The organism is Salipiger sp. IMCC34102 (assembly GCF_004145405.1).
Taxonomy (GTDB): domain Bacteria; phylum Pseudomonadota; class Alphaproteobacteria; order Rhodobacterales; family Rhodobacteraceae; genus Loktanella.
The window spans coordinates 250529-263121 of record NZ_SELQ01000001.1 but is presented as its reverse complement, the minus strand read 5'-3'; the positions used below and the strand labels follow the sequence as shown (position 1 = coordinate 263121).

Genomic DNA, 12593 nt, shown 5'->3' with positions numbered 1-12593 from the left:
TGATAGACTGTTTTCTCCAAATCTCTATTAAGAGAGATTAGAAATCTTTTTAGGCTGAAATTAAGCCGTACCTGCCTCGCGTTGTTAAACGTCAAACCACAACCTCCCTTTCCACCTGTTCCCCCACCCCGAACACCCGCTTGTACCGCTCCACTTCCCCCTCCGGACCCATCGCCTTGTTGGGATTGTCGCTCAGCTTGACCGTCGGGCGGCCCTCGGCGGCGACGGCCTTGCAGACCAGAGAGAACGGCGCCAGCGCGTCGCCTTCCGTCAGGCCGATGAAGTCGTTGGTCAGCATCGTGCCCCAGCCGAAGCTGACGCGGACGCGGCCGGCGAACTGGGCGGCGAGGGTCTCGATCTTGTCGACCGTCAACCCGTCCGAGAAGATGATCAGCTTGCTCGCCGGATCCTCTCCGCGGGCGCGCCACCAGGCGATGGCGGCCTCCGCCCCCTCCGCCGGGTCTCCCGAATCGATGCGGATGCCGGTCCAGCCCGCCAGCCAGTCGGGCGCGCGGTCTAAAAACCCCGGCGTGCCGTAGGTGTCGGGCAGGATGATGCGCAGGTTGCCGTCGTGCTCGGCCTGCCAGTCGCGCAGCACGTCGTAGGGGGCACGGGCCAGGGCCGTGTCGTCGGGGGCCAGGGCGGCATAGACCATCGGCAGCTCGTGCGCGTTGGTGCCGATCGCCTCCATGTCGCGGCTCTTGGCGATCAGGCAGTTCGAGGTGCCGGTGAAGGCGTCGCCCAGCCCTTCCTGCATCGCCTGCACGCACCAGTCCTGCCAGAGGAACGAATGCCGCCGCCGGGTGCCGAAGTCGGCGATCTTCAGCCCCTCGATCCGGCGGAGGCGCTCGATCTTCTCCCAGGTCTTGGTCATGGCGCGGGCGTAGAGGACCTGCAGCTCGAACCGGCCCATCTCCGCCAGCACCGCGCGGCCGCGCAATTCCATCAGCACGGCGAGGGCCGGGATTTCCCACAGCATGACCTCTGGCCAGTTGCCTTCGAAGGTCAGCTCGTATTGCCCGTCGCGCTTTTCCAGGTGGTAGGGCGGCAGGCGCAGGGCCTCGAACCAGTCCATGAACTCTGGCGTGAACATCTGGCGCTTGCCGTAGAAGGTGTTGCCGCGCATCCAGGTGCTCTCTCCGCGCGACAGCGACAGGGACCGTATGTGGTCGAGCTGTTCGCGCAGCTCGCCTTCGTCGACGAGGTCGGCCAGGCGGACCGACTTGGTGCGGTTGATCAGGCTGAAGGTGACCTGCGTGGTCGGGTGGTTGCGGAACACCGACTGGCACATCAGCAGCTTGTAGAAGTCAGTGTCGATCAGCGACCGGACGATCGGGTCGATCTTCCACTTGTGGTTCCAGACGCGGGTGGCGATGTCGACCATGATGGACCTCCGTTTGGGCAGGTTAGACCAAGCGCCCGGTCCGGGGGCAAGCGGTCAGGTGATCCGCGCCCGGGCCATTTCCTCGTCATGAAGCGCGCGGGCCCGGTCCGGGGGCACGCCGAGGATCGCTTCGATCTGGTGCAGAAGGTCGTCCTGCGCCTCCCCCTCGACCCCGTCGGAGAAGACGACGGCCCAGAGCGCGCGCACGGCGCCTTCCAGCTGGTCGTCGGGGATGTGCCGGTGCAGCACCTCGGCCAGTTCGGCGGTGTCGGGCATCGCGGCTTCCAGTTTCTCGCAGCGCGCGCGCATCTTGGCGGCCTCCACGGCGTTCAGACCGTAAAGGTCGCGCAACACGTGGTCGATCTCCTCGACCTCCTCGAAGAGGTAGGCGCGGTCGATCTTGGCGGCGCGGACCAGAAGCGCGCCGAGCGCGTGCCGAGCATCAGCCTCCGGCAGGGTGGTGTCGGGTTTGCCGGGGTGGAAGAGGGACAGCAGGCGGTCGAGCATCGCGGGCCTTTCGAGACGAATCACCCCCGGTTTAGGGCGATTTTCCACGCATCACAACGCGCGAGACCGCGGGGGCGAGCGCGATCACCAGCGTGATGCGCACGATGTGCATGACCGAGACGTAGGCGATGTCCTGACCCAGCGCGAGGGTGAGCAGCCCCATCTCGGCCAGGCCGCCGGGCGAGTAGGCGAGGAAGGCCTGCGTCAGCGGAATGCCCTGCCACCGGGCGATGAGGCCTGCAAAGCTGATCGCCACGATCAGCATCGAGGACGAGGACAGCGCCGACAGCCCCAGGTCGCGCGCGACCTGCCGCGGGGCCACGCCCACGAAGCGCGCACCGATGATCGTTCCGATGACGATCTGGGCCACGATGACCAGCACGGTGGGCGGGGCGGTCTCGACCCAGCCGATGAGATGAACCAGGCCCGAGAGGATCATCGGGCCGAAGATCGGGGCGGCCGGCAGGCGCAGGCGCGGGCCAAGGACGCTCCCCACCACGGCGCAGCCCAGCAGCAGGCCCGCGTCGAGCCAGGTGAGCGCGCCGAGGGGCACGATCCCCGCCCCGTCCGCGCCGGAGCGCACGCCCAGCACGAACCCGTAGAACAGCACCACGAGCGAGACGACGATCAGGATGCGCGCGGCATGGGCCAGCGCGATCCGGCGCGCATCGCCGCCCGCGGCCTCGCCCAGGATCAGCATGTCGTTCAGACCGCCCGGCATCGCGGAATAGAACGAGGTCACCGGATCGTAGCCGCCGATCCTGCGGTAGACCTGGTAGGACAGACCTGCGGCGAGGATCAGGAACAGCGGCAGGAACAGGATCGTCAGCGTCCAGCTTCCCACCCGGTCGAAGAGGTCGGGCGTGATGGCGGAACCCAGGAACACGCCCAGCACCGGGATCGTGTAGGGCCTCAGCCGCGACGGGCCGCGCACCGGAAGACCGAAGAGGGCCGCGAGCGTCGTCCCGATCATCGGCCCCAGCATCCAGGGCAGCGGCAGGGCGATCGCCCAGCCCACGAAACCCGAAACGATACCGATGATAAGCGCCAGGCCGGTGTCGCGGTGATCCCTCATGCCGACCCGATGTGGCGTTCGCCCCGCGCGCGGGCCAAGGCGATCTGGCGCTGGCGCTCGCGAAACCGCGCCTTGTCGGCCTTTGAGGTCGCGTCAACGCAGTGATGGCACGACACGCCTTCCTCGAAGGCGGGCCGGTCGCGATCGGCGGGCTCCAGCGGGCGGCGGCAGGCGTGACACAGGATGTGCGGGCCTTCCTCCAGCCCGTGACCGACCGAGACGCGACCGTCGAAGACGAAACACGATCCCTGCCAGGTACTCTCGGCCCTCGGCACCTCCTCGAGGTATTTCAGGATGCCGCCCTGCAGGTGATAAACCTCCTCCACCCCCTGCTGGCGCAGGTAGTTCGTGGATTTCTCGCAGCGGATCCCGCCGGTGCAGAACATCGCGATGCGCTTGCCCGCCAACCTGTCCTTGTTCGCCGCCCACCAGCCGGGGAAGTCACCGAAGCTTTCGGTCTGCGGATCGATGGCGCCTTCGAAGGTGCCGATCGCCGTCTCGTAGGCGTTGCGCGTGTCGATGACGACTACGTCCTCGGACCGGATCAAGTCGTTCCAGTCGGCGGGTGCGACGTAGGTGCCGGTGCCTTGCGCGGGATTCACGTCGGGCTGGCCCATGGTCACGATCTCGCGCTTGAGGCGCACCTTCATGCGGTTGAAGGGTTGCTCTGTCGCGGTGCTTTCCTTGTGCACCATGTCGGAGCAGCCGGGCAGCGCGCGGATATGTGCCAGCACCCGGTCGATCCCGGCGCGCGGTCCGGCGACGGTGCCGTTGATCCCTTCGCCCGCCAGCAGCAGCGTGCCGCTCAACCCCTCGACGCGGCACAGATCCAGCAGGGGGCCGCGAAGGGCCGCGGGATCTTCGAACCGGGTGAAGTGGTAGAGGGCGGCGACCGTGAACATGCCCCGTGCCTTACGCCTTTGCCGCCGCCCGCGCCAGACCGTCCGAGACGGCGGTGAAGGCCGCCCCCCGGTCCAGCCGCGCGCGGGGAAAGTCCTGGCGCAACGCCTCGACCACGCGCTGCATCAACGACGAGCCGCCGACGAAGACCAGCGCCGCGATCTGGTCCGGGTCGCGGTCGCCGATGGCGGTGCGGGCGGCGGTGCGGATCTCCTCGATCGGATCGTGCAGCGTGCGGGCCAGCGCGGCAGCCGTCAGCGGCACGCCAAGGTTCTTCTCGACCGTCGAAAGGTCGATGCGGGCCTCGCCGTTGTCGTTGGCCGCGATCTTGCCCGCCTCGACCGCGAAGGCGATGTCGTGGCCAAGCTCCATCTCGATCACCTCGTCCAGCCGGGCGAAGGCGGCGCGGTCCACCCCTTGCCGGGCGAGGTCGGCGGTCAGACGGCGGGTTTCGGGCGCGTAGAGAAAGGCGATCTTCTCCCAGGTGGCGAGGTCGTTGAAGATCGCGTTGGGTGCGACGCTGGTGCCGGACCCGAAGGTATCGCGCACCTCCTTCCCGCGACCCAGCAAGGGCATCACGTGATCGAGGCTGAGCATCCGGTCGAAGTCCGTTCCGCCGACCCGTACGCCGTGGCTCGACAGGATCTCGACGCCGTCGTTCTGCCGAAACAGCGTGAAATCCGAGGTGCCGCCGCCGATGTCCACCACCAGTCCCAGCGCGCCGGAGGGCAGGGGATCGGCGGTCAGGGCCGCCGCCTCCGGTTCGGGCAGGAACGCGACGGTCGCGAAGCCCGCCATGTGGTAGGCCTCTTCGAGGTCCGCCAGCGCGCGGGCATGCCGGTCGGGGTCGGGGTGGAACCGTACCGGCCGGCCCGAGAGGGCGGTGTCGAACGAAAGGCCCGTGGCGCGTTCCCCCTCGGCCTTCACGTGGCGCAGGAAGTCCGCGACCACGCCCAGCAGGGTCATGCGGACATAGCCGATCTGTCGCGTCTCGCGCATCAATGGCGTGCCGAGCACGGACTTCAGCGCCCGCATGAACCGTCCCTCGCGGCCCGAGATCAGCGCCGCGTTGGCCGCCGAGCCGGTGCGCATCCGGTGGTCCACCATGTCGAAGAACACGGTCGTGGGCAGAGTGGTCCGGTCGCCCTCGACGGGGATGCGGAAGACGCGGTCGCCCGCCATGACGGCCGCGGCGGTGTTGGACGTGCCGAAGTCTATGCCGAGGGTGGGCATGGTCGCCTCCTGTTGCGGGGAGGCGCGGGATAGGCGATAGCTGCCCGCCTGGCAAGGAGGCGGCCCGAGATGCAGCGCGTGATGATCGTAGGCGGCCCCGGATCGGGCAAGAGTACGCTCGCCCGGCTGTTGGGCGCGCACACGGGCCTGCCGGTCCACCACATGGATCACATCCATCACCTGCCCGGTTGGAAACCGCGCCCCATGGCCGAGAAACGCAGCATGGCCCATGCGATCGAACGGCAGGAGGCCTGGATCTTCGAAGGCGGCATGTCCTCGACCTACGCCAGCCGTGCCGCGCGGGCGGATACGCTGATCTGGCTCGACCTGCCGATGCCGCTGCGCCTGTGGCGCGTGCTGGCGCGGCTGGTGCGGTACTACGGCCAGCGACGGCCCGACATGGCCGAAGGATGCACCGAAAGCTTCGGCGCGCATACCATCGCGTTCCTGCACTGGATCGTCACGACCCGCCGGATCCAGCGAAGCAAGATCGCGGACCTGGTCGCGGCATCGCCCGCGTCCCTAGAGGTGGTGCACCTGACCCGGCCCGGGCAGGTGACGGGTTGGCTGTCGAAGATTGACGCCTCCCGACCCCGGGCCTAACCCTTGGGGAAACACCGCCCGGAGGGTCCCATGACAGAAGCCCTGATCGTCATCGACGTCCAGAATGATTTTTGCGAAGGCGGCGCGCTCGCGGTGCCCGGCGGCTCTGACGTGGTCGCGCCGATCAACCGGATGATGGAGGAGTTCTCGACCGTCATCCTGACGCAGGATTGGCACCCGGCGGGGCATTCCTCCTTCGCCTCGTCACACCCGGGCCGCAGCCCGATGGAGGTGATCGAATTCCCCTACGGCCCGCAGGTCCTCTGGCCCGATCACTGCATTCAGGGAAGCAAGGGGGCCGAGTTCCACCCGGACCTGCGCACCGACGGAGACCTCATCGTCCGCAAGGGGTTCAATCCGGCGATCGACAGCTACTCCGCCTTCTTCGAGAACGATCACGCGACGCCCACGGGCCTGGAAGGCTACCTGCGGACCCGCGGAATCGAGCGGCTGACGCTTGTGGGCCTGGCGCTCGACTTTTGCGTGAACTTCTCGGCCGTGGACGCGGCGAAGCTGGGCTTCGACGTCACCGTGCGACAGGACCTCAGCCGCGCCATCGACGCGGACGGATCCCATACGGCGGCTCTGGCGGGGATGGCGGACGCAGGGGTCATCCTGGCGTGACGCCGCAGGGCGCCTGGGACGTGCTGATCGTGGGCGGGGCGATCTACGGCTCCGCCGTGGCGTGGTTCCTGGCCTCCGATCCGGACTTCGACGGGCGCATCCTGGTGGTCGAGCGCGACCCCACCTACGAATTCGCCGCGACTTCGCATACCAACTCGTGCATCCGCCAGCAGTTCACCAGCGCGCTCAACGTGCAGATCAGCCAGTTCGGCGCGTCTTACGTAAAGGACTTCCGCGCCCAGATGGGGCTGGGCGATGCGGTGCCGCATCTGACCCTGCAGTCCTTCGGCTACATGTACCTGGCCGATACGCCACAGTTCGCGGCGCACCTGAAGGCTGCGCAGGCCCTGCAGGCGGGGCTGGGGGCGGGCACCCGTCACATGACCCCGGAGGAGATCGCGCAGGCGTATCCCTTCTACTCCCTGGACGACATCCTGGCCGCCAATCACAACATCGTCGACGAAGGCTATTTCGACGGCGGCACGCTGTTCGACTGGTGGAAGCGCGGGGCGAAGCGGCTGGGCGTGGTCTTCGTCACCGACGAGGTCGTGGATCTCAAGCGCGCGTGCAACCGCATCACCGCCGCCGTCCTGCGCGATGCGGGCGAAATCCCCTGCGGCTGGCTGGTGAACGCCGCCGGCACTCGGGGACGGGACGTCGCCGCGATGGCCGGGTTGGACCTGCCGGTCGAGCCGCGCAAGCGTTACAGCTTCGTCTTCCAGGCGGCGGAACCACTGGACCGTGACTTGCCGCTGACCATCGACCCCTCCGGCGTGCACGTCCGCACCGAGGGGCGCCATTACCTGGCCGGCTGTCCGCCAGACGACGACCGCGCGGTCGCGGTGGACGATTTCGAATTCGATCACACCCTGTGGCAGGACAAGGTCTGGCCCGCCATCGCCCACCGCATCCCCGCCTTCGAGCGGGTCAAGGTGCTCAACCAATGGGTCGGACATTACGATTACAACACTTTCGATCAGAACGTCTTGCTGGGCCCGCACCCGGAGGTCGACAATTTCGTTCTGTGCAACGGGTTCTCGGGTCACGGGTTGCAGCAATCCCCCGCCCTGGGCCGGGGCGTGGCGGAACGGATCGTCCACGGTGCCTACCGCTCGCTCGACCTGTCGCCCTTAAGCTACCAGCGCGTGTTCGACGCCGCACCGGTCGTCGAACAGGCCGTCATCTGAAGGAAAGACCCATGTTGAAGAAACTCGTCCTGACCGGCGCCGCCGGAAAACTCGGCTCCGTCCTCCGAAAGCCGTTGAGTGCGATGTGTGAGACTCTGGTCAGCACCGACATCGCCGAGGATCTTCCCGATCCGCTGCCGAACGAGACCTACGTCAAGGCCGAGCTCGGTCAGCTCGACCAGGTGGAACCACTTTTGGAAGGGGCGGACATGGTCGTCCATTTCGGCGCCATCGGCGACGAGGCTCCCTGGGAGCAGATCCTGAACTCCAATATCGTCGGCGCCTACACGGTTTGGGAAGCGGCCTATCGTCAGGGTGTGCGCCGGGTGGTCTACGCCTCCTCGATCCACGCGGTGGGGATGCATCCCAAGACTGACTGCCTCGACGGGACGGAGCGGCACCGGCCAGACACCTACTACGGCCTGGCCAAGTGCTTTGCCGAGGATCTGGCAAGCCTCTACTGGGACAAGCGGGGAATCGAATCGGTCTGCATGCGGATCTACTCCTGCGATCCCGAGCCCACGAACGCGCGCGCGCTGAGCACCTGGCTGTCGCACGATGACCTCGTCCGGATGGTGACGGCGGCGATCACCTCTCCCACCACGGGGTTCAGCATCGTCTGGGGCGTGTCGGACAACGATCGCGCGCCGGTCAGCAACGGGCGGGCGTCCTTTCTGGGCTACCGGCCCCAAGACAACGCGGAAACCTATGCAGAGGCGGTGCTCGCCAAGGCCGCGCCCATGGACCCGCAGAACCCCGAGGACATGTGCCACGGCGGACCCTTCGCGATCGTGCCCTTGGGCGAATCGGGTGTCGCGATGATCAAGGCCCGCAGTGTCAAATCCTGAGCCTCTACGAAAAAGGCCGCCCGGCATCGGCGGGCGGCCCATGAGCTTCGGTGTCGGTCAGCCTTTCAGGCTGGTCATCCGCAGGTAGGGCAGGACGGTGCGGAAATCGCCGAACTTGGATTTGGCGTCCTCGTCCGACAGGGGGGCGGGAATCACCACGTCGTCGCCCACGTTCCAGTTGGCAGGCGTCGCCACGCCGTTTCCGGCGGCGGTCTGCAGACCGTCGAGCGCGCGCAGCACTTCCGCGAAGTTGCGGCCGACGTTCATCGGGTAGGTCATCGACAGCTTCAGCTTCTTGTCCGGCCCGATGATGAAGACGGCCCGCACCGTGGCCGTGTCGTTGGGCGTGCGACCCTCGGGCAGGTAGGCCTCGGCGGGGAGCATGTCGAAGGCCTTGGAGATTTCCAGATCCTGGTCCGCGGCGATCGGGAAGTCCGGCTTGGCGCCGCCGGCGGTTTCGATGTCGCCCTTCCACTTCTTGTGCTCTTCCACGCCGTCGACGCTGATGCCCATCACCTTGGTGCCGCGCTTGTTCCATTCGTCGGCAAGCTGGGCCACCGCACCGAACTCGGTGGTGCAGACGGGGGTGAAGTCCTTGGGGTGGCTGAACAGGATCGCCCAGCTGTCGCCGACCCAGTCGTGCAGCTTGACCTCGCCGTGATCGGTCTGGACCGTCAGGTCGGGGATTTCGTCGTTGATGCGCAAAGCCATGGAAGCCTCCATTGATATGTCGTTCAACGCATCACATAGGACGTCGTTCCGGGGGCGCAAAAGGGGGCAAGGCAGATCCGGACCGCTTTTCACCGGATCTCCCGGTTGCTGGAACACTTTTCCGGGCAGGGCGGCGGGGCCGGATCAGAACGGTGCCTTGGAGGTGACCTTGGTGTGCAGCCCCCCGTCGGGGTGGCGGAACGACAGCGCTTCGCTGTGCAGCATCAACCGGGGGTAGTCCCGCGCGGCGCCCGTGGCGTAGAACGGATCGCCCAGGATGGGATGCCCCAGCGCTAGCATGTGAACCCGCAACTGGTGCGACCGCCCCGTCTTGGGGGTCAGCCGCATCCGCGTCTCGGTCTCACCGCGCTTGAGCCTGCGCCAGTCCGTCACCGCGGCGCGACCATTCTCGTGGTCGACCATCTGCCGCGGCCGGTTGGGCCAGTCGACGCAGAGCGGCAGGTCGACGGTGCCCTTCGCCTCCGCCACTTGGCCCCAGACGCGGGCGACGTAGGTCTTGGAAGTCTGGCGTTTCTCGAATTGCAACCCAAGGTGGCGCTGGGCGTGTGGCGTCAGCGCGAAGATCATCACGCCGGAGGTGTCGCGATCGAGCCTATGCACCAGCAGCGCCGTCGGATAGGCGGCCTGCACCCGGGCGATCAGGCAATCGCACAGGTGCTCTCCCTTGCCGGGCACCGACAGAAGGCCCGCGGGCTTGTCGACCAGCACCACCTCGTGATCGTCGTGCAGGATGACCAGAGGATCCTGCGGCGGATCGTAGGTGTCGCTCATGACGGCACCCGCTCACCGAAGATGGCGGAGCCCACGCGCACGTGGGTGGCCCCCAGGGCGATGGCCGTCTCGAAATCGCCGCTCATCCCCATCGAAAGACCCGTCAGCCCGTTGCGTTCGGCAATCCGGGCCAGATGGGTAAAGTGCGGGCCGGGGTCCTCGTCCGCGGGGGGGATGCACATCAGCCCGCGCAGGGGCAGATCCATCTCGCGGGCCTCCTTGATGAAGCTATCGGTCTCGTCGGGCAGGACGCCGGATTTCTGCGGCTCCGCGCCGGTGTTGACCTGCACGAACAGGTCCGGGCACCGCCCTTCCTCCTGCGCGATCCGCGCCATGGTCCGCGCGAGCTTGGGCCGGTCGAGCGTGTGGATCGCATCCGCCAATTGCATCGCGGCCCGGGTCTTGTTGCTTTGAAGCGGTCCGATCAGGTGCAGATCGACGGGTCCGTATTCGGCCTGAAGGTCGGGCCACTTGCCCGAGGCTTCCTGGACCTTGTTCTCTCCGAAACAGCGGTGGCCCGCGTCGAGGACCGCGCGCACCCGCTCCAGCGGTTGCACCTTGGAGACGGCGATCAGGGTGATCTCCTCCACGGGCCGGCCCGCCTTTTCGGCGGCGGCCGCGATGCGGCGGGTGATGTCGGGAAGCGGCATGGCGGTCTCCTGTCGGGGCTGGCTTGCCTTTAAGGCCTTTGCGAGGCGGTGTCATGGCCCGGGCATGACGCGATTGTGTGTCCCTCGTGCATCAATCCCGACCGCACCCCCGGACGGGACTGCAATTCACTTGAGTGAAAGCCTCCGACGGCGCAAATACCCAAGCAATGCCGGACAACTGGCATATCGGGAATGCAAACCACGAGGGAATTATTCATGAAACGCATCCTTCTCACTTCGACCGCGCTGGTCGCCTTCGCCGGCGCCGCGATGGCCCAGGACATGCTGCCCGCGCCGATGGCCGACGGCACGCCGAACGCGTCCGCTGCTGGCACGGATCCGATGCCGGCAAGCACCGGCGTCCAGATCGGCGCTGACGGCTCCTTCGGCTACAACGAAGAAGTCGAGGGTGGCTTCTACTTCGAAGGCGGCCTGATGGTCACCACCTCCGCCGGCATGAACATGGGCCTGAACGCCGGTATCGAGCTGGACATCGACATCTCCTTCGGTGATGCGGAGCGCAGCCAGTTCAGCTCCCCCGGTGGTTCGGGCGCGTTCGACGACATCGTCATCGACGGTTCCGACTTCGTGATCTTCGTCGAAGGTCAGGGCGCTGGCCTCTACGTCGGCGACACCGAAACCGGTGCGGAAACCCGCTGGGCCGGCACCACCAACATGGAAACCGACGGCTTCCTGGAAGTCGGTGACGTGGACGACGGTCAGGAGAACGGCGACTTCATCGACGGCGTGATCCGTGGCGATCTGGAATATGCCAACTTCGCCGCCTCGCTGTCGTTCCTGCTGGTCGACGGTGAAAACGACCTGATCGACACCGGCACCGAACTGGACGGCCTGGACGGCCTGTCGCTGGGCGTCGAGGGCACCTTCGGCAACTTCGTGGTCGGCATGGCCTACCAGGAAGGCATCGATGAGGGCCTGGTCGACTTCAACCCGGGTTCCGACGAGAACGACGACGGCATCATCGAAGCCGGTGAAGGCGATCAGAACGACGGTACCGTCGACGAGCTGGTCGGCCTCTACGCTGGCACCACCTTCTCCGGCGCCGACGTGAAGATCGCCTACTCGCGCAACCTCGACACGGACGAAGACTCCACCGGCCTGCAGGTCGGCTACCCCTTCGGCCCGGTCACCGCGACCGCGTTCTACTCCTTCGAATCCGAAGGTGACGACAACTACGGTGTCGGTGTCGCCTACGAAGCCAACGGCATCGCCGTGGCCGCCTACTACCACGACGGTCAGGACGAAGAGCTTGGTATCGAAGGCTCCTACGACCTGATGAACGGCCTGCAGTTCTTCGCCGGCTACGTCGAAGGCAACGACGACCTGGACGACTACGAAGCCTACGTGGCTGCGGCCTACGACCTGGGCGGCGGTGCGGCTCTGGTCGCTTCCTACGGTGACGTGGGTGACGACTACTCCGACGATCTGGACGAAGTGGGTAACGCCTACGAAGTCAACGACGGCGTGACCGTCGGTGTGTCCTTCGAATTCTAAGCGACACACTCTCGATCGAGAGTTGGGGGCGGTCCGCAAGGGCCGCCCCCTTTCGCATGCGGCCCCCGGTCTTGTGAGGATCGGGCCGCTTCGCTACAGAGGTTCGAGTAATCGAGTGACTGGGAGTGCGGATCGGTGACGCAGGCATTTCGTCTTGGGCGCTTGGCGCTGATCGGGGCCCTCGTGGTCGGCGTGAGCGGCTGCGGTCTGTTCCGAACCGGGCCGACCCCCGTGGTGCAGGACACCGGGCCGAACCCGATCCTCTACCAAGCCAGCCTCGACACGCTGTCCTTCCTGCCGCTGCAAGGCGCCGACGCGACCATGGGCCGGATCGACTACGGCCTGGCGCGGGCCCCCGGCGGGACCACACCCTATCAGGTCAGCGTCCGCGTGACCTCGCCGGTGCTGGACGCGCGGTCCTTGTCGGTCCTGGCCCGGACCGCTGGCGGGGCCTCCGCCCCCGGCGTGCAGGCCGGGCTTCGGGACGCGATCCTGACCCGGGCGCGCCAGATCCGCATCGCCGCAGCCCAGCCCTGAAGGCCGGTCCCGGCCCGCCGAATACCG

The 12593-nt window shown here is 67.0% G+C and carries 14 protein-coding genes; 6 read left to right on the top strand and 8 right to left on the bottom strand.

Translation table 11 applies throughout. The annotated features are described in order from the left end of the window. Window positions 1-91: 91 nt before the first annotated feature. Genes pncB through EU805_RS01325 form a run of 5 tightly spaced genes read right to left on the bottom strand, consistent with a single transcriptional unit; the run spans window position 92 to window position 5099 of the window. Window positions 92-1384, bottom strand: a complete 1293-nt coding sequence (pncB, locus tag EU805_RS01345) for a nicotinate phosphoribosyltransferase (RefSeq protein ID WP_129762147.1) — start codon at window positions 1382-1384, stop codon at window positions 92-94. A 54-nt stretch (window positions 1385-1438) separates the two neighbouring features. Next, on the bottom strand, window positions 1439-1891 hold the full coding sequence (locus tag EU805_RS01340) for a TerB family tellurite resistance protein (protein WP_129762146.1): 453 nt from the start codon (window positions 1889-1891) through the stop codon (window positions 1439-1441). A gap of 31 nt (window positions 1892-1922) precedes the next feature. Then, entirely contained in the window at window positions 1923-2966 is a 1044-nt protein-coding gene (locus tag EU805_RS01335; protein WP_129762145.1) for an AbrB family transcriptional regulator, read from the bottom strand. After that, the gene (locus EU805_RS01330) at window positions 2963-3868 is read right to left on the bottom strand and encodes a rhodanese-related sulfurtransferase (RefSeq protein ID WP_129762144.1); all 906 of its coding nucleotides are present in this window, start codon (window positions 3866-3868) and stop codon (window positions 2963-2965) included. The genes EU805_RS01335 and EU805_RS01330 overlap by 4 nt, the downstream gene beginning before the upstream one ends. A 10-nt stretch (window positions 3869-3878) precedes the next feature. Then, on the bottom strand, window positions 3879-5099 hold the full coding sequence (locus EU805_RS01325) for an Hsp70 family protein (protein WP_129762143.1): 1221 nt from the start codon (window positions 5097-5099) through the stop codon (window positions 3879-3881). 69 nt (window positions 5100-5168) lie between these two features. Between EU805_RS01325 and EU805_RS01320 the strand changes: the two genes are divergently transcribed. The 4 genes from EU805_RS01320 to EU805_RS01305 are packed head-to-tail and all read left to right on the top strand — an operon-like array spanning window position 5169 to window position 8361. Then, window positions 5169-5702 (top strand): DNA topology modulation protein FlaR, encoded by a 534-nt coding sequence (locus EU805_RS01320; protein ID WP_129762142.1) that lies wholly within the window; start codon window positions 5169-5171, stop codon window positions 5700-5702. Between the two features lie 30 nt (window positions 5703-5732). Then, the gene (pncA, locus tag EU805_RS01315) at window positions 5733-6326 is read left to right on the top strand and encodes a bifunctional nicotinamidase/pyrazinamidase (protein WP_129762141.1); all 594 of its coding nucleotides are present in this window, start codon (window positions 5733-5735) and stop codon (window positions 6324-6326) included. Then, window positions 6323-7513 (top strand): FAD-binding oxidoreductase, encoded by a 1191-nt coding sequence (locus tag EU805_RS01310; protein WP_129762140.1) that lies wholly within the window; start codon window positions 6323-6325, stop codon window positions 7511-7513. Before pncA ends, EU805_RS01310 begins: the two co-directional genes overlap by 4 nt. Before the next feature lie 14 nt (window positions 7514-7527). Next, a complete protein-coding gene (locus EU805_RS01305; RefSeq protein WP_207208063.1) occupies window positions 7528-8361 on the top strand; it encodes an NAD(P)-dependent oxidoreductase in 834 nt (277 codons plus the stop codon). 57 nt (window positions 8362-8418) lie between these two features. Here the strand turns inward: EU805_RS01305 and EU805_RS01300 are convergent, their stop codons facing one another. From EU805_RS01300 to EU805_RS01290, 3 genes are all read right to left on the bottom strand, one after another. Continuing rightward, window positions 8419-9072 carry a peroxiredoxin gene (locus EU805_RS01300; RefSeq protein ID WP_129762138.1) on the bottom strand — a complete coding sequence of 218 codons (654 nt, stop codon included), beginning with the start codon at window positions 9070-9072 and terminating at the stop codon, window positions 8419-8421. Between the two features lie 144 nt (window positions 9073-9216). Next, the gene (locus EU805_RS01295) at window positions 9217-9864 is read right to left on the bottom strand and encodes a pseudouridine synthase (RefSeq protein WP_129762137.1); all 648 of its coding nucleotides are present in this window, start codon (window positions 9862-9864) and stop codon (window positions 9217-9219) included. Then, complete coding sequence (locus EU805_RS01290; RefSeq protein WP_129762136.1) at window positions 9861-10514, bottom strand: YggS family pyridoxal phosphate-dependent enzyme; 654 nt, start codon at window positions 10512-10514, stop codon at window positions 9861-9863. Before EU805_RS01290 ends, EU805_RS01295 begins: the two co-directional genes overlap by 4 nt. A gap of 216 nt (window positions 10515-10730) precedes the next feature. Here EU805_RS01290 and EU805_RS01285 point away from each other — a divergent pair, with 216 nt between their 5' ends. After that, window positions 10731-12029 (top strand): porin, encoded by a 1299-nt coding sequence (locus EU805_RS01285; RefSeq protein ID WP_165351859.1) that lies wholly within the window; start codon window positions 10731-10733, stop codon window positions 12027-12029. Window positions 12030-12164: 135 nt separating this feature from the next. Next, window positions 12165-12566 carry a DUF3576 domain-containing protein gene (locus EU805_RS01280; RefSeq protein ID WP_129762134.1) on the top strand — a complete coding sequence of 134 codons (402 nt, stop codon included), beginning with the start codon at window positions 12165-12167 and terminating at the stop codon, window positions 12564-12566. Window positions 12567-12593 lie beyond the last annotated feature (27 nt).

What these genes read in the sequence shown, in the direction of transcription:
- pncB (WP_129762147.1), bottom strand. Translation starts at nt 1,384, where the DNA reads ATGGTCGACATCGCCACCCGCGTCTGGAACCACAAGTGGAAGATCGAC.
- EU805_RS01340 (WP_129762146.1), bottom strand. Translation starts at nt 1,891, where the DNA reads ATGCTCGACCGCCTGCTGTCCCTCTTCCACCCCGGCAAACCCGACACC.
- EU805_RS01335 (WP_129762145.1), bottom strand. Translation starts at nt 2,966, where the DNA reads ATGAGGGATCACCGCGACACCGGCCTGGCGCTTATCATCGGTATCGTT.
- EU805_RS01330 (WP_129762144.1), bottom strand. Translation starts at nt 3,868, where the DNA reads ATGTTCACGGTCGCCGCCCTCTACCACTTCACCCGGTTCGAAGATCCC.
- EU805_RS01325 (WP_129762143.1), bottom strand. Translation starts at nt 5,099, where the DNA reads ATGCCCACCCTCGGCATAGACTTCGGCACGTCCAACACCGCCGCGGCC.
- EU805_RS01320 (WP_129762142.1), top strand. Translation starts at nt 5,169, where the DNA reads ATGCAGCGCGTGATGATCGTAGGCGGCCCCGGATCGGGCAAGAGTACG.
- pncA (WP_129762141.1), top strand. Translation starts at nt 5,733, where the DNA reads ATGACAGAAGCCCTGATCGTCATCGACGTCCAGAATGATTTTTGCGAA.
- EU805_RS01300 (WP_129762138.1), bottom strand. Translation starts at nt 9,072, where the DNA reads ATGGCTTTGCGCATCAACGACGAAATCCCCGACCTGACGGTCCAGACC.
- EU805_RS01295 (WP_129762137.1), bottom strand. Translation starts at nt 9,864, where the DNA reads ATGAGCGACACCTACGATCCGCCGCAGGATCCTCTGGTCATCCTGCAC.
- EU805_RS01290 (WP_129762136.1), bottom strand. Translation starts at nt 10,514, where the DNA reads ATGCCGCTTCCCGACATCACCCGCCGCATCGCGGCCGCCGCCGAAAAG.
- EU805_RS01285 (WP_165351859.1), top strand. Translation starts at nt 10,731, where the DNA reads ATGAAACGCATCCTTCTCACTTCGACCGCGCTGGTCGCCTTCGCCGGC.